The organism is Agrobacterium sp. CNPSo 3708 (assembly GCF_028674915.1).
Classification (GTDB): Bacteria; Pseudomonadota; Alphaproteobacteria; order Rhizobiales; family Rhizobiaceae; genus Agrobacterium; species Agrobacterium cavarae.
In genome coordinates this window covers 586,961-612,361 of record NZ_JAQZSF010000002.1, presented here as the reverse complement: position 1 = coordinate 612,361, position 25,401 = coordinate 586,961, and the positions used below count along the sequence as shown (strand labels likewise).

The following is a 25,401-nucleotide window of genomic DNA, read 5'->3' as shown; positions in this document are numbered from 1 at the left end:
CTCAGGTCTGCGACGCCTCGTGCGGCAGGTTCTTCAAGGCGTAGACCCCCACCGGATGCTCAAGGCCGCGCAGCAGTTGCGGCCCGATGCTGTCGAATTCGCTCTTGTTGTCGATCATTGCGACGAAATCTTCGGAGAGCAGAACTTGTCTGCGAACCGTCTTGGTCAGGGTTTCAAGGCGCGAGGCAATATTGACCGCCGGGCCGATGACCGTGAAATCGAGCCGGCTCTTGGAGCCGATATTGCCATACATGACATCGCCGACATGAACGCCGATCCCATAGCCGAACGGCTCGTGGCCCTTGTCGATATTGCTGGTGTTCAATTCCTCAAGCGCAGTCTGCGCCTCGCGAATGGCGGCGATGAGGTTTGGTCCTGCATCGGCATTGTTCAACGGAAAGATGGCGAGCAGACCGTCACCCATGAACTTCAAAATTTCGCCGCCGTGCTTCTCGATCGGCTCCGCCAGCGCATCGAAATAGCCGTTCAGCAACTCGATCACATCGTCACGCGGCCAAAGGTCTGAGATGCGTGTAAAGTCGCGCAGGTCGCAGATCATGATCACCGCGCTCACCGTATTGCCGCTACCCCTTCGCGTCGCGCCCTCCAGAATTTCCTGGCTGGCATGCGGGCCGACATAGGTTTCCAGCAAAGTGCGGGCCATGCGGTTCTTCAGCCGTATTTCCGAGACGAGAGAGATGGCAGGCACCAGGCTTTTCAACTGCTCGATCTCGGATTCGAGAAATCCGTTCGCACGATCGCTGGCAAAGGTGACCACGTGGCGTTTGCCGAATGTGTGCTCAAGCGGCCAGGCGACATATTCCGTCAGGCCTTCTTCGCGAAGATCCCGATAGATCTGGTAGTCCGGATCGATCGGGCCTGGCAGATAAAGCGCCTGCCGGACCTCGTCCGCCCCCTTGTGGATGTCATAGAGCGGGCTGTTCAGATATTCTGCCGTGGTTTCGCTACCATAGGCATAGGTCGCAAACTCCGCTTCCTTCTCGCCTCGGTTCCATAAGATGCGCGCGCCGCGCCATTGCGGGTGTTGCACGAGAAAATTCATCGATGCCCGCGCAATCGAGATGCCTTGGCTTCTCAGTCGCCCACACATCTCGACGAAAATATTGTCGATGTAGCGGTTATCGCTCGTCCCAGTCACCAGCCAGTCGAGCACATCGCTTCGCTGATGTGGCCACAGCGCGTTCTCTTCGACTGGGTTTGGAATATCTACGGTTTCCACAAGAGCCATGTGCTCGCCTCTCCGCCTTTGCGTGATTGAAGAGGCGGCAGCGCTCCCACTTCAATGCAGGGCATTTGGTGCATCATAACGGAAAATGGAAGGGCGGGGAGGATAAGAAATATTGGATATAAAAAAGGGCGCCTGCATGCGGCATCCGCCGGCAGGCGCCCTTTTTCGATCTTGAAGGATCGTTTTAGAGAACGGCGGTCAACGGAAGCTGAAGAGCGTTCGCAACGCGTCTCAGTCGCGAGGGATCACTGTCTGCGCCCGTTTCGAGAGCCAGAATTTCCTGCGAGGTCAGCCCGCAGGTCAGGGCCAACTGATCGACCGTATAACCTGCAGCGTTACGCGCCGAGGCGATTTTGCCTGCAAAAGGGGCGCTGGTTTCATGTCCTGTAAAAGGTGTCGAGACGGAAATCGTCATGAATAAATCTCCCTAGAAGAATGGACACTGAATGTGCCGGCGGCGAATGCCGTCGCGTTGAATTGCATGCGACTGCGCTGCAAAGGAGAGATGAATGTTGCAGCGCAGCAGGGAAAATAGTGATCTTTGCCGCGCTTGCAATAGTTAAATTGCGATTAACGAATATGCCTTTGTCAGATTGTCTCAGGCCTGCAATGGCGATGTCTCGCAACTCATTGGAAGTAGCCACTGGAGCCGCGGCGAAACCCCGATGGCGGAATGCCGGCAATCTGGCGGAAGGCCTTGTTAAAAGCACTCACCGAACCGAAGCCGCTTTCCATCGCGATGCTGAGAATATTGTCCTTACCGTTGACGAGCATGGCCTGGGCGCGGGAGAGCCGGAGAAGTGTCAGATACTTCATCAGCGTCATGCCGGTCGACTTGCGAAAGACGTTCATCGCGTATTTTGGGTGCAGGTTCGCCACCCGGGCGATATCCGTCGCGTCAATATCTTCCAGAAAATTGGCGGCGATGAAATCGCACATCCGTGCCACCGCAACGGATGCGGCATTGTCCTGACTGGTCGTCTTTGAGGCCGAGGAGGCTGGGGAAATGACATTGTAAGGCTCCATGAACATGCGCTCGACACGCAGGATCAGTTCCTGGACAGCATTCTCGGCCTTGGCGGTGTCACCCGACTTCGCATAATCCCGCCATCGGGCGAAGTTTTCATCATCTGCCTTCCCCGTCACCTCCGTCAGCATGGTCGCACCGCCCATCAACATGGCGGAGACGGCGGGTGGAAGACGCATGCGGAAGAAGTGGAAGAGCGGCAGATGTGCGCCGGCGTAAAAGGAATCGTCAGAGGATTCGTCCATCTGATGCGGTTGTCCGCCCCAGAAGAGGCACATCTGCCCCGCGCTCATACGGAACGTGTGGTCGCCCATGCGATAGTGAACGCTGCCGGACATGACGTAATTCACTTCCACCTGCGCGTGCCAGTGGGGCATCAGCATGACGGGTGGGTGGGCGTAGAAAAACTGGAGCGTCGTGGGCCAACCCTCGATGCTGCTTGCACCCGGCTGATAGACGGCTTTTTCCTCGATCTTACTTTTCGACAAATTCACGTTCCCATTTTACGAGACAGATTTCGCCACCCCGCTACTCTGCACATGTTCGCTTAAGAACGGCAATTGAAAAAGGGAGGTTTTCAATGTGCTTTAAAATCACGGGCGTGGCGGTATCGCTTGCCCTGCTTGCGGCTGCACCCGCGTCTGCCCAAACCACCATCACGATCTGGAGCTGGAACGTCGCCGCATCGGCGTTGAAATCCACTTTGGAAGGCTTCAACAAGGCCAATCCGGACATCAAGGTGGATGTCCAGGATCTTGGCAACAACCAGGTTTATGACAAGGCGCTTGCCGCCTGCGCCGCCGGTGGCGAAGGCTTGCCGGATATCGTAACCGTTGAAAACTTTGAGGCGGAAGTCTTCTGGAGCCGTTTCCCGGATTGTTTCACCGATGTAAAGGCACTTGGCTACACGGCTGAAAAGCAGGCGCTTTTCCCCGAATTCAAGCGTACCGAACTGGAAGTTGATGGCGTTGCCTACGCCGTTCCGTGGGATTCCGGTCCGGTGGCGGTTTTCTACCGCCGCGACTTCTACGAGAAGGCCGGCGTCGATCCGGCCACCATCAAGACCTGGGACGATTTCATTGCCGCCGGCAAGAAGGTCATGGAGGCCAATCCCGGCGTAGTCATGACGCAGGCCGACTTCAACGGCGACAGCGAATGGTTTCGCATGATCTCCAACGAACAGGGCTGCGGTTACTTTTCGACAGATGGCCAGTCCATCACCATCAATCAGCCAGCCTGCGTTGCGACGCTTGAAAAGCTGAAACAGATGAAGGATGCGGGCATCATCACCGCGGCGATCTGGGATGAAAAGATCCAGGCCAATACCGCCGGCAAGGTCGCAAGCCAGATGTATGGCGGCTGGTATGAAGGCTCGATCCGCTCCGGCTCTCCGGACTTGTCCGGCAAGTGGGGCGTCTATCCGATGCCGAGCCTGACGGTAGATGGTCCACGTGCGGCAAACCTTGGCGGCTCGTCGCTCGCCATCAGCTCCGTTTCGCAGAACAAGGAAGCGGCCTGGAAGTTCGTCGATTACGCGCTGACGACGAATGAAGGCCAGGTCATGATGCTGAAGTCGTTCGGTCTCGTTCCGTCGCTTCTGTCTGCCGTCAACGATCCCTTCGTCAAGGAGCCGCAGCCCTATTGGGGCGGCCAGGCCGTGTGGACGGATATTCTGGCGACCCTGCCGAAGATCAAGCCAAGCAGAGGCACGGCCTACCAGTCGGATGCGGAGGGCATCTACCGCGCCGTCCAGACGAAATATCTGGCAGGCGGCTACCCGGACGCCAAGGCGGCACTCGATGATGCCGCCAAGCAGATCGAATCCGCAACGGGTCTTCCCGCTGCACAGTGATCTCCCAAGCTGAACCAGAGCCGGGCGCCCCTTGCACGGGGCGCCCGGATAGGCTCAGCCCTCATGCAAATTATCGTTCGGGAGGTGAAGATGCCCATCAGAACCAGGGTCGCCTATGCGTTTCTAGCGCCCTATCTCTTGATCTTCACGACATTCTGGCTCTGGCCGATTATCAACTCGTTTCTGCTGTCGTTCCAAAACACGCGCGTCAATCCATGGCGTTTCGCGCCGACGATGAATTGGGGACGCCTGATCGGCGATCCGGCCTTTTACAATGCGCTCTACAACACGCTGATCATTCTCGTCATTCAGGTGCCGATCATGATCGCACTCGCCACCATCATGGCCGTGCTGCTGAATTCGCCGCTTCTGAAAGCAAGACCGCTTTATCGCTTTGCCTTCTTCGCTCCGGTCGTCGTGGGGGAGGTCGCTTACGCCGCCGTCTTCCGTCTGATGTTCAGTGCCGATTTCGGCATCATCAACAAGATGCTCGTGAATGTCGGTCTCTCGCCCATCTCCTGGTTCGACAATGCAACGGCTGCCATGGCGCTGATCATCATTGCCGTGACGTGGCGGTGGGCAGGCTACAACGCCATCATCATCCTGGCTGGACTGCAATCCATCCCCGGCGACGTCTATGAGGCGGCGCGGCTGGACCGGGTCAGCAAACGCCAGCAGTTTTTCCACATCACGCTGCCGCTTCTGAAACCCATCATCATCTTCTGCATGGTGCTTTCGGTCATCGGCACGATGCAGCTCTTTACCGAACCGTTCCTCATCACCAATCGCGGCGGTCCGGGTGGCGGCACCGAGACGCTCGGCATCTTCCTTTACCGCCAGGGCTTCACCTCGCTAAACTTCGGCTATGCCTCGGCGATTGCCTACACGATTGCAGCCCTTGCCATCGTCATATCGCTCTTCAATCTTTGGGTCGGGAGGGAGCAGAAATGAGATCGAAATCGAGATCGCTTCTCTGGCAGAAAATCGCGTTGCACGCGGCGCTCACGCCACTCGCTCTGATCTGGCTTTTCCCGCTGTGGATGATGTTCGTCTTCTCGACCATGCCGGATTACGGCATCTTCAGTCCGAATATCGAGCTGATCCCGTCGACGCATTTCATCGAGAACTTCCAGAACCTGCAGGCAGACACCGATTTTCTGCGCGCGATGTTCATCTCGATCACGGTGGCGGTGATCTACACGGTCCTCTCCGTCATGCTGACATCGATGGCTGGATGGGCCTTGGCGCGCTATCGCTTCGCCGGACGTTCGGTGGTGGTTGCGATCATTATCGGCACGATCACCTTGCCCTATGCGGTCGTCGTCATTCCGCAATTCATCATGGTGGCCCGAGAGTTCAAGCTCGGGAATACATGGGTGGCGCTGATCGTCCCACCACTCTTCAACTCGCTCGGCGTGCTCTTCATGCGCCAGTCCTTTTCCATGATGCCGGGCGAACTGTTCGACGCCGCGCGTGTGGAAGGGGTGAAAGAGTGGCAAATCTTTCTGCGCATAGCGCTTCCGCTGGCGCGTCCCACCATGGCCGCTCTTTCGATCATTCTGTTTCTCGCCTCGTGGAACAACTATCTCTGGCCGCTGCTCATCAATTCCCGCCCAGGAATGATGACGGCACCCGTGGCGCTCGGCACGCTGATCGGTCTCACTAAGGTTTCGTGGGGCGGGATCATGGCCGGAGCGGTGCTGCTGACCGCGCCCATCCTCGTCATCTTCGTGGTGTTGCAACGCCACTTCATCGCCGGCATTTCAGCCGGCGCCGTCAAGTAATCCGGGAGGAGCCGCATGGCGGGACTTTCACTTAAAAACGTCGTCAAACGCTATGGTTCGCTGGAGGTTATCCACGGCGCGAACCTGGAAATTCAAGATGGCGAATTCGTCGTTTTCGTCGGCCCTTCCGGCTGCGGTAAATCGACGCTGCTTCGCATGATCGCCGGTCTTGAAGATATCTCGGATGGCGAGATCGAGATCGGCGGCAAAGTCGTCAACGACGCCGAGCCAGCCGATCGCGGCATTGCCATGGTCTTTCAGTCCTACGCGCTCTATCCGCATATGACGGTCGAAGAAAATCTGTCCTTCGGCCTTCGCATGAATGGCAATCCCAAGGTGGATACGGAAGCGCGTGTTCGGCGCGCCGCCGAAATCCTGCAGATCAACGAGTTGATGCAGCGCAGGCCAAAGCAGCTCTCCGGCGGTCAGCGGCAGCGTGTTGCCATTGGACGTGCCATCGTGCGCGAACCGCAGGTGTTTCTCTTCGACGAACCGCTCTCCAATCTCGATGCGGAATTGCGCGTGCAGATGCGCGTCGAAATCTCCAAGCTGCACAAGCAGCTCGGCACGACGATGATCTACGTGACCCACGACCAGACGGAAGCCATGACGCTTGCCGACAAGATCGTGGTGCTGCGCGGCGGCAAGATCGAGCAGGTCGGCGCGCCGCTCGATCTCTATGACGATCCCGAAAACCGCTTCGTGGCAGGCTTCGTCGGATCGCCAAAAATGAACTTTCTGCCGGGCAAGGTCGCTCACGAGACCGCTGAAGGCGTGACGATCACCCTGGACCACGCGCCGACCTTCTCATTGACCCTGCCGGTTGCGGCGCGGCCTGGGATCGGCGCGCCCATCACGCTCGGTATTCGCCCGGAGCATTTCGAGGATGCCGGCGAGGCCGCCGATTTGACGGTTGCCGTCGATGTCGCCGAACATCTTGGCAATACCAGCTACGTCTATGCGCATCTGGCGGAAGAGTTGCCCTTGATCATCGAGCGCCCCGAGTCCCGCCACGTCGGCAAGCTCGACCGGCTCACCATTTCCGTTCCGGCCAACAAGGCCTTCCTGTTCGATAGCGACGGCACGCGCCTGCGCTAAACCAAATTCACATCCAAAGCAGACGAGGAATATCATGCCCGACCTTCAACCCATCCGCTGGGGCATTATCGGACCCGGCACCATCGCAAAGACCTTTGCCGAGGGCGTTGCCCATTCGACGACCGGCAAGCTCGTGGCGATCGCAACGCGCAATCCGGACCGTCCAGGCCTGAGCGATGGCTTCCCCGGTGCCCGCATCGTCAATGGCTACGATGCGCTGCTGTCCGATGCAGAGATCGATGCGGTCTATATCGCGACACCACACACAGGCCACGCCGAATGGGCGATCAAGGCGATCCGTGCCGGCAAGCATGTGCTGGTGGAAAAGCCGATCGCGCTTTCCGCCTATGATGCCGACGCTATTTTCCACAAGGCGAAGAAGGCAGGCGTTTTTGCCGGTGAAGCCTATATGTACCGTCTGCATCCACAGACCGCCAGGATCGTCGAGCTGGTCAAGGGCGGCGCGATTGGCGAGGTGAGGATCATCCGCTCCAGCTTCGGCTTCAGCATGGGCAGCTTCCGCGCCGATCACCGCCTGTTTGCCAATGAGAGTGCTGGCGGCGGCATTCTCGATGTCGGTGGCTATCCTGTCTCTATGGCGCGGCTGATTGCCGGTGCCGTGTCCGGTCAGCCGTTTCTGGAGCCCACCAAAGTGTCCGGCGTCGCACATCTCGGGCAGTCGGGGGTCGATGAATGGGCCTCGGCGGTGCTGAAGTTTCCGAACGAGATCATCGCTGAAGTGTCCTGCTCGATCATGGCGAACCAGGACAATGTGCTGCGCATCATCGGGTCGGAAGGCCGCATTGAAGTGCAGGACTTCTGGTTCGCCTCCGGCCATAAGGGGGGTGTCGGGAAGATCGATGTGATCAAGGGCAAGGACCGCCAGACCATTGAGGTTGCCGAAGATCGTTATCTCTACTCCTTCGAGGTGGACGCTGCAGGTGAGGCCATTCGCAACCAGTCCCAGGAATTCGCCTATCCCGGCATGAGCTGGGCCGACACGCTCGGAAATCTGCGGGTCATGGATCAGTGGCGCGCGTCGGTTGGACTGGAATATGGCGTGGAGAGTGCGTCCAAGCGCGTTCTCAACATTGCAGGCGGCAAGGTTGCGCCGGGCAATTCCGTACCGAAGCGTCAGATTCCGGGCGTCGCCAAGCCCGCATCCGTCGTGGCGCTCGGTTTCGAGTTCTTCCCGAACTTTGCTTCCGCATCGCTGACCCTCGACAGCTTCTATGAGGCAGGCGGCAACCTCTTCGACACCGCCTTCGTCTATGGCGGCGGCAAGACGGAAGCGATTTTTGGCGACTGGCATACCAGCCGCAACGTCCCGCGCGAAGAGATCGTGCTGATCGGCAAAGGCGCGCATTCGCCGCTTTGCTATCCCGATGTGATTGCCAAGCAGCTCGACCAGTCTTTGAACCGGCTGAAAACGGATTATGTCGATATCTACTTCATGCACCGCGACAATACCGATGTGCCTGTCGGTGAGTTCGTCGATGCGATGGATGCCGAAGTACAACGCGGGCGCATTCGCGGCATTTTCGGCGGTTCGAACTGGACGCGCCAGCGCATGGACGAGGCAACCGCCTATGCTGAGAAGACCGGCAAGACCGCGCCGGGCGCGCTTTCCAACAATTTCTCGCTGGCCGAAATGCTGGACCCAATCTGGGCCGGATGTGTCGCAGCCTCCGACGAGCCTTGGAAAGAATGGGCCAAAGAGCGCCAGATCCCGAACTTTGCCTGGTCCAGCCAAGGCCGAGGCTTCTTCACCGACAGGGCAGGCCGCGACAAGCGGGACGATGAGGAGATCGTGCGCGTCTGGTACTCCGAGCGCAATTTCGAGCGCCGCGACCGGGCAATCGAGCTTGCCAGGGAGCTTGGCCGTCACCCGATCCACATTGCGCTTGCCTATGTGATCGCCCAGCCGTTCCCCGTCATACCGCTGATCGGCCCGCGCACCATTGCAGAGCTGGAAGACAGCCTGTCGGCGCTCGACATCAAGCTCACGCCTGAGCAGGTTCGCTGGCTGGAAGCTTGATTGACCACAGATATCCGGCCGCGGAAAATACGCGGCCGGATGTCACTTGGATTGCAGGTTGGTGATATCGCTGTCGCCCGGAATGAGCTGCATCGGCCAGACGATGTGTTTGGGCTGTTGCGGATAGAAGCTGCTATAGGCCGGCATGGTCGATAGCAGGGTCTTGCCGACGGAGACGCCGAGATCGCGCAATGACATACGGAAACTCGTCAGTCTCGGCTCGAGAAACTGGCCGCTCGGGCCCTCGCGAAATCCGATGACAGCGAGATCTTGTCCGGCGCGAAGTTTCACCTCTGCAAGGCGCCGGTAAAGACCGATCGCCATCAACTCGTAAATCAGGATCAGGGCCGTGGGGCGTGGCCGCATCTGCAGCCACTCGCTTGCCGCGTGATAGCCACCCTGTTCGCTGGACCTGGCGCGAATGATGAGTTTTTCGTCATAGGGGAGAGACGCGTCCTCCAGACCCTTGCGATAGCCTTCCAGGAAGATATAGCCAAGATTGATGTCGGTGTCGGGGGCTGCAACGGCAATCGACCGGTGGCCGGCGGCCGCAAGGCGAGCCACGGCGGTTCTTGCCACACCTTCGAAATCGAGATCGATCCACGCGTGATCGGTGCTGGAGCCCGTTCGCCCCAGGGTGACGAAAGGCAGGCGCGTCTGCTTGAGGAAGTCGACGCGCTTGTCGATCCGGCTGGTAGACGAGATGACCATCGCATCCACCATGCGCCTTGCCACCATGCGCTTCAAATACTCGTCGGGATCCTCTTCCGCTGGGCAAGGCAGGACGATGAGGTCGAGATTGTGGGTGGAGAACACACTCTGCAAGCCATCCGTCACGCCCAGAAAGAAATTGTCGGCGTTTTCGACCGCTTGCGTGTCGGACCCGGTCATCAGGCCGATGACGTTGGTGGCACCCTGCCGCAGGCTGCGCCCAGACTGGTTTGCGACGTAGCCCAGCTTTTCTGCCGCCTCCAAAACCCTGCGACGGGTATCGTCATTCACATCCGGCTTACCATTCAAGGCGCGGGATACGGTGCCGATGGAGATGTCCAGATAGTCTGCGAGCTGGCGGATACCCTTCATGCATGTTCTCCCGGCTCCAAACCAGAGAAGCCTTTCACTACGGTCTTGACACATCTAGCACCTTAAGCATAGTCTCGTAAACGTTTACGAAAGCTGGTTCCGCAAAGAGGAGTTTGCGGGCAGCAGGGAGGACAATGTGACATTGAATGCCGTTTTGTGCGGGTGCGGAGCTATGGCCAAAGGCTGGCTGCGCGCGATCGCCTCACATCCAGATTTGCAATCGTCGATCCGCATATGCGGTCTTGTCGATCTGAACGAGAACGTCGCCCAGGCGCTGGGCGACGAGTTCGGGCTCCAGGACGTCGTTATCGGCAGCGATCTCGAAGACGTCCTCACCAAGACCAAAGCTGACGTGGTTTTCGATGTCGTCATCCCCGATGCCCGTTTCGGCGTGGTTGCTACTGGCCTTAAGGCTGGCTGCCATGTGTTGAGCGAAAAGCCGATGGCGCCTTCCCTGCAAGAGGCGAAGACGCTGCTGGAGCTTGCCAAAGGTGCTGGAAAAATCCACGCCATTGTTCAAAACAGACGCTATATCAGAGGGATACGCCGCCTGCATCGCGCCGTTCAGGATGGTGTTATCGGTGAGTTGACCGCCATTCATTGCGACTTCTTTCTGGCGCCGCACTTTGGCGGCTTCCGTGAGGAAATGCAAAATGTGCTGCTGCTGGATATGGCGATCCACACCTTCGATGCCGCGCGTTTCGTCGCCGATCAAAACCCGCTGGCGGTCTATTGCGTGGAGAGAAATCCAGCCGGCTCATGGTACTCCCATGGCGCATCGGCCAACGCCATCTTCGAACTTTCTAACGATGTGGTCTTCACCTATCGCGGCTCGTGGTGCGCCGAAGGCGAGCGTACAAGCTGGGAAAGCACATGGCGGCTGGTCGGATCGAAGGGCATGATCCTTTGGGATGGTGAGGATGGTTTCTCGGCAAACGTAGCGGGAAGCGACGAGGGGCTTCTGCGCGGAACTTCCGCCGTAAACGTTTCTGAAAACGTGAATGAAGAGCAGACGGAAGGGCATGCGAGCGTGCTCTTGTCATTCCTGCGTGCTATCGAAAATGGGACGGTTCCAGAGACCGTTTCCTCCGACAATATCAAAAGCTTGGCCATGGTCATGGGCGCCATTGAAAGCGCCCGCACCGGTCAGCGTGTTCTCATCGAGATTTGAGGTCTAATATGAGCGATCCAGCAAAATCCGTCCGCATCGGCACCATGGTCAGTGCCACAAAAGGGGATGCCGCCGAGCGAATCTCGGAAATCGGCGACCTTGGATTCGAGAGCTTTGAGCCGTTTTTCTGGCAGACGACCAATGGCCAGGATCTTGCGGAACTTGGCAAACGCTGCGTCGAAGCCATCGGCGACCGCGACATCACCATTTCGACGCTCGGCATGTTCGGCAATCCGCTGGAAGAGACGGAGATGGACCTCCAGACCCTTCAAGGCTGGAAGGACTGCATCGACAACGCCCATCATTTCGGCGCCACCTGCGTGGCAGGCTTTACCGGCCGCGTCCGCGGCAAGCCTTTGCCGGACAGCCTTCCACGCTACAGGGAAGTCTGGAGCGAGCTGGCGAAGCGCGCTGCCGACAAGGGCGTGAAGATCGCCTTTGAAAACTGCGCCATGGACGGCAACTGGCAAACGGGTGACTGGAACATTGCCCACAATCCGGATGCCTGGGAACTGATGTTCAACGAGACGCCGGATGATAATATCGGTCTGGAGTGGGAGCCCTGCCACCAGATGGTCTATCTGATCGACCCGTTGCCGCAGATCCGCAAATGGGCGCACAAGATTTTCCACGTCCACGGCAAGGACGCGACCATCCGTTGGGATGTGATCAAGGAGCACGGCATCTTTGGCAAGCACCCCTTCGTCTTCATGCGCACACCGGGCTTCGGCGACAGCAACTGGACCGACATCATTTCCGAGCTTCGGCTGGCCGGCTGGTCCGGCTCCATCGATATCGAAGGCTGGCACGATCCGGTCTATCGCGATCGCCTGGAAATGACGGGCCAGGTTCATGCGCTCAACTATCTGAAGCATAGCCGGGGAGGGTCCTTCGTCGATCTCGCCGCAGAATATGGAGGCGGCGACCCGTCGCTTTTGTAAGACTCAAGCCGGGGGGAACCGGCATCGCAATCATGATCAAAGGAGGAGTATCATGACTATTGCAAAGCTAATGGGTGCAGTTGCACTTGCCGCATTGTCGACGCCCGCATGGGCCGAGCAGGTTCAGATCAATCTCTGGACCGTCGATCGGCCAGGCGAATATCACTACAAGATGGCAGAGGAATTTTCCGCCAAGAACCCGGACATCAAGGTCAATGTTCGATCGGTTCAGTTTCCGGACATGGTCAACGAGTTGGCCAAGGCCATGGCGACAGGTGAAGCGCCGGACGTCACCTATATCGATAACCCGGATGTCGCGCTCTTTGCATCGCGCAAGCTGCTGCTCGACATGAAGCCGATGATCGACAAAAGCTCGGTGATCAAGCTCGATCAGATCCTTCCTGGCCCGCTCGCCTCCGTGACCTACAAGGATGGCGTCTACGGCATTCCGCGCGGGGCAAACACCATCGCGCTCTACTACAATGCCGACATGTACAAGGCCGCAGGGCTCGACCCGGACAAGCCGCCGCAGACATGGAACGAGCTTTATGATGCCGCCAAGAAGCTGACGCAGCCTGATAAGGGCGTTTATGGCTTGGCATTCTCCGCCGCAGCGACCGAAGAAGGGACCTTCCAGTTCCTGCCATGGCTGCAAATGGCCGGCGGCGATTACAACAAGGTCAATGTTCCGGGCGGTGTGGAAGCGCTCACACTCTGGAAGAAGTTCATCGATGAGGGACTTGCCTCCAAGGACACGCTGATCCGCGGCCAGTGGGACTCGACCGGTACCTTCAATGCCGGCAACGCCGCCATGAGCATTTCCGGCCCATGGGAACTGCCGCGCATGAGCAAAGATGCGAAATTCGATTATCGCGTCGCGATCCTGCCTGTTCCCAAGGAAGGAGCACCGCATGCTTCGGCTCTGGGTGAAGGCGACAACGTCATCGTTGCCAACTCCAAGCACCCGAAGGAAGCGTTCAAGTTCATCGAATATATGTATGAGCAGATGCCGCGTGTCTGGAACGACTTCGGCTATGTGCCCGCCTATCCGGTGAAGGTCGAGGATCCGAAATATCCGCAAGCGTACAAGGTGTTCGAGGAGTCGATGAAGTTTGCGCGCAATCGCGGCCCCAGCCCCGATTGGTCGAAGATTTCAAAGGCGATCCAAACCGCAATCCAAACGACGCTGACCGGCCAAGCCACAGCGGAAAATGCGTTGACGACGGCGCAGAAGTCGATCGACAAGATCCTCAAATAGGCTGGATGTCCGGTCCTTTGATCGAGGGGCTGCGGGCGCGTCCACGTCCGCAGCCAGTTTCCAAACTGATGAAGCGCACGGTCCGACTTGGTGGAACGCGCATATGAGATGTCGGGAGGCGAAATGCTCCGTTTCAATCGAGTTTTCCGCGATGGTGGCGGGTTTGACAGCGCGCTCGTTCTGTTCGCGCTCGCCTATCTCGTTACCTTTTCTGCCTTCCCGTTGATCTACAATCTGGTCATCTCGTTCCAGAGCGTCGATCTCTTCACCATTGCCACCTTCGACCGTCCGTTTGTCGGTCTCGATAACTACCGCGAAATCATCGACGATCCGCTGTTCATGCCGATCGTACGCAACACCTTCCTGTTTGTTTTCCTGTCCGTCATCTTCCAATTGGGGATCGGCCTGGCGCTTGCATTGTTCTTCCGGCTCGATTTTCCCGGCGCCTCCTGGCTGCGTGGCCTGTTTCTCGCGGGCTGGATCATGCCGGGACTGGTCGTCGGTGCCATCTGGGGCTGGATTCTTGCCGGTGACTTCGGCGTGGTGAACTGGCTCCTGCAATCACTCGGTATCACCCAGCAGAAAATCTTCTGGCTCTCCGATCCATCGATCTCGATCTACTCCGTCATTATCGCCAATATCTGGCTCGGCGTTCCCTTCAACATGATCCTGTTGTCGGTCGGTCTCGCCTCGATCCCCGATGACGTCTACGAGGCGGCGGAACTGGATGGAGCGACGCGCTTGCAGCGCTTCTTCACCATCACCCTGCCGATGATGCGGGCGCAGCTCGGTGCCGTCATTTCGCTTGGCATCATTTTCACCCTGCAGCAGTTCGACCTCTTTGCGGCGCTGACACAAGGCGGTCCGTCGAATGCCTCCAACGTGCTGCAATACTGGTCCTGGGAGCTTGCCTTCCGCGAATACCGCATCGGCCATGGCTCGGTCGTTTCCGTCGTGATGACCCTTCTGGTCATCGTCGTCGCCACCGCTTATGTCCGCTCGACGAGGCACGAACATGTTGTCTAGCACCCCCTGGAAACGCTGGCTCCTGCTGGCCATCGCCATCGCTATCGTCGCGATCTACCTCTTCCCGCTCTACTGGATGTATGTCACGGCGCTGAAGACCAACACCGAGACCTTCGCCAACCCGCCGACACTCTGGCCGCATCATCCCGAGTTGAAGGTTACCCGTGTCTGGAACGACATGGGCATGGATACCTTCATCCAGAACTCGCTGATCATCGCCTTTGGTACGGTCTCGCTTGTCGTGCTCTTCGGCACGGGTTGCGCTTACGCTCTGGCGCGTGTCCGCTCGGTCTGGATGGATCTGGCACTCTTCCTCGTTCTGATGTTGCAGGTCCTGCCGCCATCCCTAATGGTGACGCCGATCTTCGTCGCTTTCAGTCAGCTTGGCCTGCTGTCATGGCCGCGAACGGGCGTCATCCTGGCAACCGCTGCCAACAAGCTGCCGCTCTATATCGTTCTGGTGCGGGCAGCCTTCACCCAGGTGCCGCGCGAGCTTGAAGAGGCAGCACTGGTGGATGGCAACAGCCGCATTGGCGCATTCCTTCGCATCTCGGTACCGCTTGCCCGCAATGGCATACTGGTTTCGGCGATCCTCATCTTTCTTCAGTCGCTGGGCGAATATGTCTATTCGCGCTCGCTCATTACCGACAGGGCCTTCCAGCCTGCGACTGTCGGCCTGCAGTTCTTCGTCGGGCCGAACGCCTCCGACTGGACCGGCATCATGACCTTCGCGGCGATCTACGTAACGCCCATTCTCATCATCTTCGTCCTGCTTCAGCGCCGCATCGTCAGCGGCCTGACATCCGGAGCGCTCAAATGACATTGCAGATCGAACTGTCCGGCATCCAGAAACACTACGGTGCCTACCACGCGCTGCGCGGCATCGATATCGCCATCCCGAAAGGCCAGTTCGTGGCGCTTGTCGGGCCGTCCGGCTGTGGCAAGTCGACCTTGTTGCGCACCCTTGCGGGGCTGGAGACGATCTCGAGCGGCACAATCCGCATCGAAGGCGAAGATATCACCCGCCAGCCGCCGCGCATGCGCGATATCGCCATGGTGTTCCAGTCATATGCGCTCTATCCGCATATGACTGTGGAAAAGAACCTCACCTATTCGCTGCGGCTGAAGGGTGTTTCCAAGGCTGAGGCACGCCGTAAGGCGGAGGAGATTGCCCAGATCACCGGCCTTACCACGCTCCTCAACCGCTATCCGCGCGAGCTTTCCGGTGGCCAGCGCCAGCGCGTCGCAATGGGGCGGGCCATCATCCGTAATCCCAAGGCGTTTCTCTTTGACGAGCCGCTGTCCAATCTAGACGCGGCGCTTCGCGTTCACATGCGCGCTGAAATTCGCAAATTGCACAACAGTCTTGGAGCAACGTCTGTCTATGTGACACATGACCAGATCGAAGCCATGACCATGGCCGATCATGTCGTCGTCATGCGCGCTGGCGTGATCGAGCAGCAGGGCGCGCCGCTTGAGCTCTACGATCGACCGGTCAACCGCTTCGTCGCAGGGTTCATCGGCTCTCCGGCCATGAACTTTGTAGCGGCGATCGCCGCGGAAGACGGACGAACGCTGGTTTTGAATTTTGGTGGACAGTCCGAACCTCAGACGATCATGTCCCCCGTCGCCTTTACGCCGGGCGCTCGCGTGACCGTTGGTATCCGGCCAGAGCACATTACGCTCGCACCGCCAGGATCGTCGACGATCACCCTGCCGGTCGGCATTGTGGAAACCACGGGCTCCGCGACCTCGGTGACCACGGCGACGCAACCGGAAATGACGGTGGCGCTTCAGGGAAGAAGCAATGTGAAAGCGGGAGACAACGTCGGTTTCAATATCGATCCGGCATCATTGCATCTGTTTGACCATGAGACCGAACAGCGGCTTTGATCGTCAAGGATCGGTAAAGCCTCCAACGCGCAGATCCAGCGTGCCCGATTGCGGATCGCTCTTGAAGAAGAGCGTCCCGTTGTCATGGGATTCGGCTGCAACATAATCGAAGGTCACATCCGCCGTATCCGTGGTTCCGTCTGTGCTGCGCAGCGTGCCGACCACATGCACCGTGGCGGCGGTCGTCTGGCTAACATTGTGGATATCGAAGTTCACCCTGAAGCCGTTGCTGGCGGGCTCTACGGAGACAACGGAAAGTTCGAAATCCGCTTTCGCGTCGTCATAGCGATAGATGTCCCATGATATCCAGCCGAGCAGTGCTATCACGAGCAAGGATGAGATGATGCCGGTGGCCCACTCGATCCAGTGGGGCGAGGATGTTTCCATATGGCCGTCTGCGGAGGATTTGGTCATGGCGTTCTCATAGCACGAGGCGGGCCGAAGCAGCGCCGATGGCTGCGGGGAAACCCAAGATGACGACGGCTCCAACGATCTGCGACAGGGATGTTCCCGTCAGTCGTTCGAAGCTCCACAGGCAGTAGAGGCTGATGCCAAGCGCGATCACATAGCCCGGCATCGTAAAGCGGATGAAGGTGTGCCACCAGGCGCTGTCTTCTGCGTGGCCGTGCCCGCCCTTGAAATGGAGGGCATAGACAAACCCATGCATCAGAGTGAGCGACAGGAGTACGGTGAGCAGCGTCTGATAGGGCGTGATCTTGTAGGCGATCAGGATCATCTCCTCAGTCGGCGCGACATTGAGCGCGAGGAATAGAGCACCGACCAGCATCATGAACAGCTCAATAAAGTAGCTGGTCTCCGTCTCGGCGTCGTCGCCTTCGTCATCGTCTTCGGAATGCATGCCAAGCTGGCTGCGGCCAAGAAGCGCGCCGATACTGGCGGGAACGGCCTGAAGCGCGATCTTTGCCACCGTCGTGCTTGTCGTCGCCTGGTTGTTGATCAAGCCAAAGAGGGCAAGAATGGCAGCGCTGACAATGATTGCAAGGCCATAGGCCGTCACAGCATCTCGGGTCGCTTCGATCCAGGAGGAGGTTTTCTCAAAGCCGACACGCTTTGCCAGCACCACCAGCAGCGGGATGTTGAGAACGCAGAGCAGCAGCAATTTCTCCCGCGACATGTAGAAGCCGAGAAACCACAGCTCCATCGTCATCAACATGGGAAGCGCAAAGAGAAGCGCACCACCCACGCCACGCGCGAGACCGATCAGAAACTCCCGTTCCTTCGATGAATATTGCGTTGCGCCATCGGCCATCTTATCCCCCCGGAATAGGCCTATAACCTTCTGGATTGAGGCCGGTTCCCGCAGTCGCGGACGCAGGCTTTTTCACAGGGATTGACCGACTCAGTCCGGTGCTCGGTCAAGGGGGTCTCGAAGTTAATTTTAGCCGTCGCTAAGGGCGCGCGTTAACCATTTGTTAACCAAATCACCGCTACCTCTCTATCAACGATTTCTTTACCAAGATGACCAAAGTGCTAACAGACTCGCGTTCGATCCGTATCAAGGGCCGCTCATTTCTGGCGGTCGTTCTTTCTCCCGAGTCGCCGCTGGATGTCTGGCTGGAGCGGCTGGACGATCTGGCAGCGCGCTCTGCCGGGTTCTTTCTGTCACGTCCGGTGGTGCTGGATGTGGCGGATTTGAAGCTCGACAAGGCAAGCCTGAAGTCCTTGCTTGCCGAGCTTTACAATCGCAACGTTGCCATCATGGGCATCGAGGGCGCACGGCCTTCGATGATCGAAACCGGTATGCCGCCTGCCCTCAAGGGCGGAAAGCCGGCCTCCGATGTCGAGGTTGAGCCGGTGGCGCTTGCCGAGGTGGAAACGCCGGCGGAGCAAAGAGCACCCGTGACCGAAATCCGCAGCGTCGTGCAGTCGCTGATGATCAGCGAGCCGGTGCGCTCGGGCCAGTCGATCATCTTTCCGGAAGGGGATGTGACGATCGTCGGTTCCGTCGCCTCCGGCGCAGAAGTGATCGCTGGCGGTTCGATCCATATCTATGGCGCGCTGCGCGGACGCGCCATGGCGGGTTCACTTGGCAACGCTTCGGCGCGCATTTTCTGCAAGAAGCTGGAAGCCGAGCTTCTTGCCATCGACGGTGTTTACAAGGTTGCGGAAGATATCGACCCGAAGCTTCGGGGGCAGGCCGTCCAGCTCTGGCTGGAAAACGATACGATCAAGGCGGACAAACTCAATTAAGCCGTAAGCGGCAGGAAACAGGAGATCAGGATGGGGAAGGTAGTAGTCGTTACCTCCGGAAAGGGAGGCGTCGGAAAGACGACGTCGACCGCAGCCCTCGGTGCAGCGCTGGCACAGAACAAGGAAAAGGTCGTCGTCGTGGATTTTGACGTCGGTCTTCGCAACCTCGATCTGGTCATGGGTGCTGAACGTCGTGTGGTCTACGATCTGGTCAATGTCATTCAGGGCGACGCCAAGCTGACGCAGGCGCTCATCCGCGACAAGCGTCTCGATACGCTGTTCCTGCTGCCGGCTTCGCAAACGCGCGACAAGGACAATCTGACGCCGGAAGGTGTCGAGTGGGTCATCTCCGAGCTTAAGAAGCATTTCGATTGGGTGATCTGCGATAGTCCGGCGGGTATCGAACGCGGCGCAACGCTTGCCATGCGGCACGCGGACATCGCCGTCGTCGTGACCAACCCGGAAGTCTCGTCCGTGCGTGACTCCGACCGCATCATCGGCCTTCTCGATTCCAAGACGATCAAGGCTGAACGGGGCGAGCGGATGGAAAAGCACCTGCTTCTCACCCGTTACGATGCCGCCCGCGCCGAGCGCGGCGACATGCTCAAGGTCGATGACGTTCTGGAAATCCTCTCCATTCCGTTGATCGGCATCATTCCCGAAAGCATGGACGTGCTGCGTGCTTCCAACGTTGGTGCACCGGTCACGCTGGCTGACGCCAAGTCGGCGCCAGCCATGGCCTATTTCGATGCGGCACGACGCCTGTCGGGCGAAGACATTCCGGTTTCCATTCCCGGCGAAAAGCGCGGCATCTTTGCCAAGATTTTCGGGAGGGCCGCATGAGCATCTTCAACCTTTTCCGCAAACAGAAGTCCGCACCCGTCGCACGCGAACGGTTGCAAGTTCTTCTTGCGCATGAGCGCACCAATCAGGGTTCGGATCTGGTCGTCATTCTGCGTGAGGAAATTCTGGCGGCGATCGCCAAGCATGTGCAGATCGATAGCGATAAGGTCCATGTGAAAATGGACAGCGACGAGCATATGTCGCTTCTGGAAATCGATGTCGAAATTCCATTGAGCGCGTCGCTTCGCGCTGCCTAACTCGATCAAGATAACGCCGGGCACTGTCCCGGCGTTTTCATTGGGCGGTTTGATCTTTCCATCAGGCGCGATTCTGGACTAAGCCTGTCTTGATCGAGACTGAAGGATGGTTTGATGGCAGAGGTGGAGAAGGCGGACGAGCGGGAAAAACAGACCCATCGAAGAGGCTTTGGCGTTTCCACCGTCTACGAGACGCTGCGCAATGAGATCATTGAATTGCGGCTGGCGCCCGGCAGTCCGATCGATGAGCTGCAACTCTCAGAACGTTTCTCGCTGTCGCGCACGCCCATTCGTGAGGCGCTGGTCCGTCTTTCCGCCGAAGGACTGATCACGACGCTGACCAACCGCGCGACTATCGTCTCGCAGATCGATTTTCTCGGATTGCCGGAATTCTTCGACGCGTTGACCCTGATGTATCGCGTTACGACTAGGCTTGCTGCGGCCAATCATACAGAGGCTGATATCGCGCAGATCCGTACCCTGCAGAGCGCCTTTGCCTTGGCTGTCGAGCAACGCGACGCGCTTTCGATGATTTCCACCAACCGCGATTTTCATGTCGCGATCGCGCAAGCCGGCGGCAACCGTCATTATGTCGAGCTCTTCACTCGGCTGCTCGACGAGGGACGGCGCATCCTTCGCCTCTACTACTCCTCGTTCAATGATGTCCTGCCCAACCAGTATGTCAGCGAGCATGAAGACATGATTCAGGCGATCATCGACCGGGACGTCGAAAAGGCGGACGCGCTTGCCAGGGCGCATGCCGATCAGATCGTCACACAGATCCGCTCCTACATCACGGCCGATACTCGCCAAAGCGCCAATCTCAGCCTTTAAATTCAAAAAGAGCGCCTTGGCGGAACGCCCAGCATTTGCGCCCAGATTTCATGTATTTTATTTGTCGACAAGATCGAAATCCAATGCTACAAGGGCTGCGTATCAGGCGGCTATGGTGCCGCAAAAGGATTGGAAACCATGGCCAGCACGATCTTCACCGGATGCATCCCCGCCCTCATGACGCCTTGCAAGGCGGACAGAACGCCTGACTTCGACCTGCTGGTGAAGAAGGGCAAGGAACTCATCGCGGCCGGTATGTCGGCAGTCGTCTATTGCGGCTCCATGGGCGATTGGCCGCTGTTGACAGACGAGCAGCGCCAGGAAGGCGTGCAGCGTCTGGCTGAAGCGGGTGTTCCCGTCATCGTCGGCACCGGCGCCATCAACACCAAGTCGGCCGTCAGCCATGCCGCGCACGCTGCAAAGGTCGGTGCCAAGGGCTTGATGGTCATTCCGCGCGTTCTCTCCCGCGGGTCGTCCGTTTCTGCGCAGAAGGCACACTTTTCCGCCATTCTCGAAGCGGCAAACGGTCTTCCGGCGGTGATCTACAACAGCCCCTATTATGGCTTTGCGACCCGCGCTGATCTGTTTTTCGATCTGCGCTCGCGCTATTCGAACCTCATCGGCTTCAAGGAATTCGGCGGCAAGCAGGACATGACCTACGCTGCGGAAAACATCACCGCCGGTGACGATGATCTGACGCTGATGGTCGGCGTCGATACGGGCGTCTACCACGGCTTCGTCAATTGCGGTGCAGGCGGTGCCATCACCGGCATCGGTAACGCGCTGCCAAAGGAAGTGCTGCATCTGGTCGCTCTGTGCGAAAAGGCCGCGAAGGGCGATGCAGCGGCGCGCGTTGAAGCGCGCGAGTTGGAAGAGGCGCTGACGGTGCTCTCGACCTATGATGAAGGTCCGGACCTCGTTCTGCACTACAAGTATCTGATGGTTCTGAACGGCGATACCGAATACACGCTGCATTTCAACGAGACGGATGAATTGAGCGCCTCGCAGCGCCGTCATCTGGAAAGCCAGTACACCTTGTTCCGGAACTGGTACGCATCGCGTTACTCGGTGTGACGATTACCGACTTGGATGCAGGACGCGATTGCCAAGAATTGCGCCGTGCATTAGGTCTCGTTTTTCGCACTATACATTAAGCAGCAAAGATTAGGCAGGCGGCCGGACGACGGCCGTCTCTTTTCTATTTCAGGCATGGATACGGAAACTGATCTTCCCACCGCGATGGAATTGAGATCAAGCAAAAAAGCGAATGTCTCTGAGCTGAGAGGCGATGTTGCAAAATTCTTATAGCGCCGACAATGCTATTCTTTTGGCGGCTTGTTTGCGAATTGTTTAAAATCTTACATTAACGTCGCCCCAAATTTAGAGGGGCTCGTCGCATGAAGAAGATTCTCAATTCCGTTTCCGGAAAGCTTATCTTAGCTACCGGAACAGCTATTGCCGGCATCATGATTGCTTACACTGCTGTTAACGTGATGAACGTGAAGTCAGCGACCGAGCGTGACGTGATGGCGCTCGCAACCGAGAAGGCTGCTTCAGTCAGCGAGAAGATCGCTGGAGACATCTCTGTCGCAACATCCGCAGGCGCAACGCTTGCTGCCACGATCGGTGGCTTCATCGAAAACGGTTCGCGCAGCCGCGCCGACATCGTTTCAATGATAGAGACCGTCGCGCCGCAATATCCGAACGTCTTTGGCGCGTGGATGTGTGAACTGATCGACGGCAAGAACCCTAAGCCGACGGTCGGCAAGGAAGCTCTGAACGAGGAGGGCATCTTCACGCCCTACTGGACGAAGGACGACGGTGGCAAGATCGGTCTCTCGACCTGGAAGATCAAGCCAGAGGACGAATATTACGGCGGTGTGGTGAAGACCGGTAAACCGCTCATCACCTCGCCCTATCTGACCAACACGAAGCAGCTCGTCACCTCCGTCTCCGTGCCAGTCAAGGCCGCTGGAACGATGGTCGGTATCGCTGGCGTTGATATCAAGCTCGGCGATCTGACAAAAAGCTTGGCCCAGATCAAGCCGTTTGAAGGTGGCGACGTCATGCTGGTCGCCAACAACGGTAAGTGGCTCGCCCACGACAACGCCGACAATCTGATGAAGGATTATTCCGATGTCGGCGCCGATCTCGTCAAGCAGGCCTTGGCCGACGGCAAGATGCGTGTGATCGAGGGTCTCCCGGACGGTTCTGTCCGCCTCGTCTACCCCTTCACGGCACCCGGCATGAACACCACCTGGGCGACGGTTTTGGATGTGCCTTCGGCCGTCTTCTCAGGGCCAGTCTGGCAGCAGATCTACAGCATGCTGATCGGTGGCCTGATCATTCTCGCAGTGACGCTTGGCGTGATCCTCGTTGCCACACAAATCCTGATAAAGAAGCCTCTGACATCCGTTCTGGGTTCCGTCGGCAAGATGGCCAATGGCAATTACAAGGATCAGGTTGCCCAGACGGGCAAGCAGGATGAACTTGGCAATCTGGCCGCATCCCTTGAAAAGTTCCGTTTTGCGCTTGCCCGCGGCGAAGACGTTCAGGCCGAGCAGGAAGAACTCCAGCGCCAGGTCGAAACCGATCGCAAGCGTCAGAGCGACATCGACAATGCCAAGGCTGAAGATCTCCGACACTTCGTCGAGTTGGTTCAGAGCCGCTTGAATTCTCTGGCAAGCGGCGACCTGACGGTCCGCATGAACGAGAAGGTTGCTCCTGAATTCGACACGATCCGCCAGAATTTCAACATCTCGGTTTCTGCGCTGGAAGAGACGATCAGCAATGTCGTGAGCGCCGTCTATACGATCCGCTCTGGTCTGAGCGAAATCTCCACCGCGTCGAACGATCTGGCTCGCCGTACCGAGCAGCAGGCTGCCGCTCTGGAAGAGACCGTTGCAGCCCTAAGCGAGGTTACTCGTGGTGTGAACGACACCGCCGATGGTGCAACGGATGCGCAAAAGACCGTGAACGGCGCCAGGGCGGATGCTGAAAAGGGTGGCGACGTCGTTGCCCGCGCCGTCGCCGCGATGACCGAAATCCAGGGATCGTCCAGCAAGATCGGCAATATCATCAGCGTCATCGATGAAATCGCATTCCAGACCAACCTGCTGGCGCTGAATGCGGGTGTTGAAGCCGCACGCGCTGGCGAAGCAGGCAAGGGCTTTGCGGTGGTTGCGCAGGAAGTGCGTGAACTGGCGCAGCGCTCCGCCAATGCCGCAAAGGAGATCAAGGGCTTGATCTCCACCTCGTCCAGCCAGGTCGAAACCGGCGTTCATCTGGTTGAAGAAACGGGCGATTCGCTTGGCAAGATCGTCAAACAGGTTCTCGGCATGAGCCAGACCATCAACCAGATTGCAGCCGGTGCCCGTGAGCAGGCCGTCAGCTTGAAGGAAGTCTCGTCGGCCGCCGATCAGATGGATAAGGTTACGCAGCAGAACGCAGCGATGGTGGAAGAAACCACCGCTGCTGCTCAAAGCCTGTCGCAGGAAACCGAAAACCTGGCGAGTATGGTGGGACGCTTCCGCGTCAGCGGAGATACGAGGCTCGCCTCGAACTCGTCCCACGCACGCTACGCCATGGCAAGCTGATCTGCGATTTAGAAACGAGAGCCCCCGTGCATCCTTTTGGACGCACGGGGGCTCCATCTTTTTGATCCGACGCATCGTGCTTTCCAAAAACGGTTCCGAGTTTCGGGCCGATGCCGTAGCGGCGAGGGGCTTACAAAATCCCCCAGGCCCTGAAACGTCCGCGCCCCGTCATTTCGCGCAGCTCCAGCTGGTTGGCAAGGACCATCGCGCCCTGTGGCGTGGTACCAAGTTGCTTGACGATCATGGATGTGGAGACGACTGGGTTTGCCAGAACCAGTTCGACCAGATCCGGCAGTCGCGAATTTGACCGCTTTCCGACCAACCGTCTTTCCATTCGGCTCTTTCCGTTCAAAAGACGGTCGTGTTCCTTCATGCCGAGTTCGGCCGCTTCGATCATTCCATCGAGGATCGCGACCAGTCGTTCTTCCTGATCGCGCGAATGGCGCCGTTCTCTGTGAATGGCGCGAAGTCCGCTATTGAGCGCCGGCAGGATCGTTAAACCACTGGCACGCAGCGATGCGGCTGCGAGTTGCCGACCCAGCCACGGGCTTCGGTCCGACACCTGGATATCGCGCCAGGCATCGAGGAGAATGGCAGCCTGCAGCGCCGCCGGATAGTTGGAATAGCGATCGACAAGCTTCCGCCACCGTTGAAGTCTTTCTTCTTCGCTATCTTCATCGCACTGTTCGCCAGCAGGGCTGCGGATCGACGTCTCCGACTGGCCGCGATAGCTCAAGGCATCTGCGACAAGGGCGGTGCTGCGTGACAGCACGGCGTCCATCTGAGCCAGCTCATCGGCAAGAGCTTTGTCCGCATCGTCTGGCTCTTCGAAGTCCGCCTCTTCGCCATCCGAAACCAGGTTTGATGGGGCGGCCTGCGGCTGGACGTTCTTCCCGCGAAGGAGATCGATGCCGTGATCGCTCAGCGCCCATTGCGGTGGATGACTTTCCATCAGCCGCCTTGCCCGCAGAATACGGTGGGCATTGACGATCTCGTTCGTCGGGGCTCGAATGTCCATACGTGCATCGTGCAAGACGAGATCCTCGACATGGACCAGTTCTCCATCGACCCAAAGCGAGGAAACGGCATCGTGGAAATTCTGTCGCTGCAGAAATCCGTCTCTGATCGGAGATCGGCTGACCCTTTCATCGAGACGCGCCAAAGCCTCGCCAGCCCGCGTCAGGGACTGCAGGAGCCTTGTGGCTTTCAATAAAGAGAACTCATAGGTCATTGGATTCAC

24 protein-coding genes are annotated in these 25,401 nt (G+C 58.3%); 17 read left to right on the top strand and 7 right to left on the bottom strand.

From position 1 onward, the window contains the following. Position 1: 1 nt before the first annotated feature. The 3 genes from PVA19_RS05760 to PVA19_RS05750 form a co-directional block, all read right to left on the bottom strand. Positions 2–1,249, bottom strand: coding sequence for an adenylate/guanylate cyclase domain-containing protein (locus tag PVA19_RS05760; RefSeq protein WP_062424004.1), 1,248 nt, complete (start codon positions 1,247–1,249; stop codon positions 2–4). Positions 1,250–1,433: 184 nt separating this feature from the next. Continuing rightward, positions 1,434–1,664, bottom strand: a complete 231-nt coding sequence (locus PVA19_RS05755) for a helix-turn-helix domain-containing protein (protein ID WP_062444964.1) — start codon at positions 1,662–1,664, stop codon at positions 1,434–1,436. A 212-nt stretch (positions 1,665–1,876) separates the two neighbouring features. Continuing rightward, complete coding sequence (locus PVA19_RS05750) at positions 1,877–2,770, bottom strand: helix-turn-helix domain-containing protein (RefSeq protein WP_274101523.1); 894 nt, start codon at positions 2,768–2,770, stop codon at positions 1,877–1,879. Between the two features lie 86 nt (positions 2,771–2,856). On the opposite strand from PVA19_RS05750, the gene PVA19_RS05745 reads away from it, so the two are divergent. The 5 genes from PVA19_RS05745 to PVA19_RS05725 all read left to right on the top strand — a co-directional run bounded on the left by PVA19_RS05745 (position 2,857) and on the right by PVA19_RS05725 (position 9,048). After that, a complete protein-coding gene (locus PVA19_RS05745; RefSeq protein WP_274101517.1) occupies positions 2,857–4,128 on the top strand; it encodes an ABC transporter substrate-binding protein in 1,272 nt (423 codons plus the stop codon). Between the two features lie 90 nt (positions 4,129–4,218). After that, complete coding sequence (locus tag PVA19_RS05740; protein ID WP_062424569.1) at positions 4,219–5,079, top strand: carbohydrate ABC transporter permease; 861 nt, start codon at positions 4,219–4,221, stop codon at positions 5,077–5,079. Next, positions 5,076–5,912 (top strand): carbohydrate ABC transporter permease, encoded by an 837-nt coding sequence (locus PVA19_RS05735; protein WP_062424008.1) that lies wholly within the window; start codon positions 5,076–5,078, stop codon positions 5,910–5,912. The genes PVA19_RS05740 and PVA19_RS05735 overlap by 4 nt, the downstream gene beginning before the upstream one ends. 15 nt (positions 5,913–5,927) lie before the next feature. Then, positions 5,928–7,010: an ABC transporter ATP-binding protein gene (locus tag PVA19_RS05730; protein WP_274101516.1), complete on the top strand. Its 1,083-nt coding sequence runs from the start codon at positions 5,928–5,930 to the stop codon at positions 7,008–7,010. 34 nt (positions 7,011–7,044) lie between these two features. Next, positions 7,045–9,048, top strand: a complete 2,004-nt coding sequence (locus tag PVA19_RS05725) for an aldo/keto reductase (RefSeq protein ID WP_274101515.1) — start codon at positions 7,045–7,047, stop codon at positions 9,046–9,048. A 42-nt stretch (positions 9,049–9,090) separates the two neighbouring features. Here the strand turns inward: PVA19_RS05725 and PVA19_RS05720 are convergent, their stop codons facing one another. Next, positions 9,091–10,131, bottom strand: coding sequence for a LacI family DNA-binding transcriptional regulator (locus PVA19_RS05720; RefSeq protein ID WP_111847470.1), 1,041 nt, complete (start codon positions 10,129–10,131; stop codon positions 9,091–9,093). 136 nt (positions 10,132–10,267) lie between these two features. Here PVA19_RS05720 and PVA19_RS05715 point away from each other — a divergent pair, with 136 nt between their 5' ends. The 6 genes from PVA19_RS05715 to PVA19_RS05690 all read left to right on the top strand — a co-directional run bounded on the left by PVA19_RS05715 (position 10,268) and on the right by PVA19_RS05690 (position 16,420). Beyond that, on the top strand, positions 10,268–11,302 hold the full coding sequence (locus tag PVA19_RS05715) for a Gfo/Idh/MocA family protein (RefSeq protein ID WP_274101514.1): 1,035 nt from the start codon (positions 10,268–10,270) through the stop codon (positions 11,300–11,302). Between the two features lie 8 nt (positions 11,303–11,310). Then, positions 11,311–12,243, top strand: a complete 933-nt coding sequence (locus tag PVA19_RS05710) for a sugar phosphate isomerase/epimerase family protein (protein ID WP_274101513.1) — start codon at positions 11,311–11,313, stop codon at positions 12,241–12,243. A 52-nt stretch (positions 12,244–12,295) separates the two neighbouring features. Then, entirely contained in the window at positions 12,296–13,501 is a 1,206-nt protein-coding gene (locus PVA19_RS05705; protein WP_062600119.1) for an ABC transporter substrate-binding protein, read from the top strand. 123 nt (positions 13,502–13,624) lie between these two features. Then, positions 13,625–14,527: a carbohydrate ABC transporter permease gene (locus tag PVA19_RS05700; protein ID WP_062424015.1), complete on the top strand. Its 903-nt coding sequence runs from the start codon at positions 13,625–13,627 to the stop codon at positions 14,525–14,527. After that, entirely contained in the window at positions 14,517–15,347 is an 831-nt protein-coding gene (locus PVA19_RS05695; RefSeq protein WP_113180051.1) for a carbohydrate ABC transporter permease, read from the top strand. The genes PVA19_RS05700 and PVA19_RS05695 overlap by 11 nt, the downstream gene beginning before the upstream one ends. Then, on the top strand, positions 15,344–16,420 hold the full coding sequence (locus PVA19_RS05690; protein ID WP_112360372.1) for an ABC transporter ATP-binding protein: 1,077 nt from the start codon (positions 15,344–15,346) through the stop codon (positions 16,418–16,420). The genes PVA19_RS05695 and PVA19_RS05690 overlap by 4 nt, the downstream gene beginning before the upstream one ends. A 3-nt stretch (positions 16,421–16,423) precedes the next feature. Here PVA19_RS05690 and PVA19_RS05685 read toward each other — a convergent pair whose 3' ends face one another. After that, a complete protein-coding gene (locus tag PVA19_RS05685) occupies positions 16,424–16,834 on the bottom strand; it encodes a TIGR02588 family protein (RefSeq protein WP_274101510.1) in 411 nt (136 codons plus the stop codon). Positions 16,835–16,841: 7 nt separating this feature from the next. Then, positions 16,842–17,690, bottom strand: a complete 849-nt coding sequence (locus tag PVA19_RS05680; RefSeq protein WP_274101509.1) for a TIGR02587 family membrane protein — start codon at positions 17,688–17,690, stop codon at positions 16,842–16,844. Positions 17,691–17,899: 209 nt separating this feature from the next. Here PVA19_RS05680 and minC point away from each other — a divergent pair, with 209 nt between their 5' ends. The 6 genes from minC to PVA19_RS05650 all read left to right on the top strand — a co-directional run bounded on the left by minC (position 17,900) and on the right by PVA19_RS05650 (position 24,161). After that, a complete protein-coding gene (gene minC / locus PVA19_RS05675; RefSeq protein WP_274101508.1) occupies positions 17,900–18,631 on the top strand; it encodes a septum site-determining protein MinC in 732 nt (243 codons plus the stop codon). A 30-nt stretch (positions 18,632–18,661) separates the two neighbouring features. Next, positions 18,662–19,474, top strand: a complete 813-nt coding sequence (gene minD / locus PVA19_RS05670; RefSeq protein ID WP_062424020.1) for a septum site-determining protein MinD — start codon at positions 18,662–18,664, stop codon at positions 19,472–19,474. Continuing rightward, a complete protein-coding gene (gene minE / locus PVA19_RS05665) occupies positions 19,471–19,731 on the top strand; it encodes a cell division topological specificity factor MinE (RefSeq protein WP_062424021.1) in 261 nt (86 codons plus the stop codon). The genes minD and minE overlap by 4 nt, the downstream gene beginning before the upstream one ends. A 114-nt stretch (positions 19,732–19,845) precedes the next feature. Beyond that, positions 19,846–20,565: a GntR family transcriptional regulator gene (locus PVA19_RS05660; protein WP_111847478.1), complete on the top strand. Its 720-nt coding sequence runs from the start codon at positions 19,846–19,848 to the stop codon at positions 20,563–20,565. Between the two features lie 138 nt (positions 20,566–20,703). Beyond that, positions 20,704–21,639, top strand: coding sequence for a dihydrodipicolinate synthase family protein (locus PVA19_RS05655; protein ID WP_274101507.1), 936 nt, complete (start codon positions 20,704–20,706; stop codon positions 21,637–21,639). 323 nt (positions 21,640–21,962) lie between these two features. Next, entirely contained in the window at positions 21,963–24,161 is a 2,199-nt protein-coding gene (locus PVA19_RS05650; protein WP_274101506.1) for a methyl-accepting chemotaxis protein, read from the top strand. Between the two features lie 130 nt (positions 24,162–24,291). Here PVA19_RS05650 and PVA19_RS05645 read toward each other — a convergent pair whose 3' ends face one another. Continuing rightward, a complete protein-coding gene (locus PVA19_RS05645) occupies positions 24,292–25,392 on the bottom strand; it encodes an RHE_PE00001 family protein (protein WP_274101505.1) in 1,101 nt (366 codons plus the stop codon). Positions 25,393–25,401 lie beyond the last annotated feature (9 nt).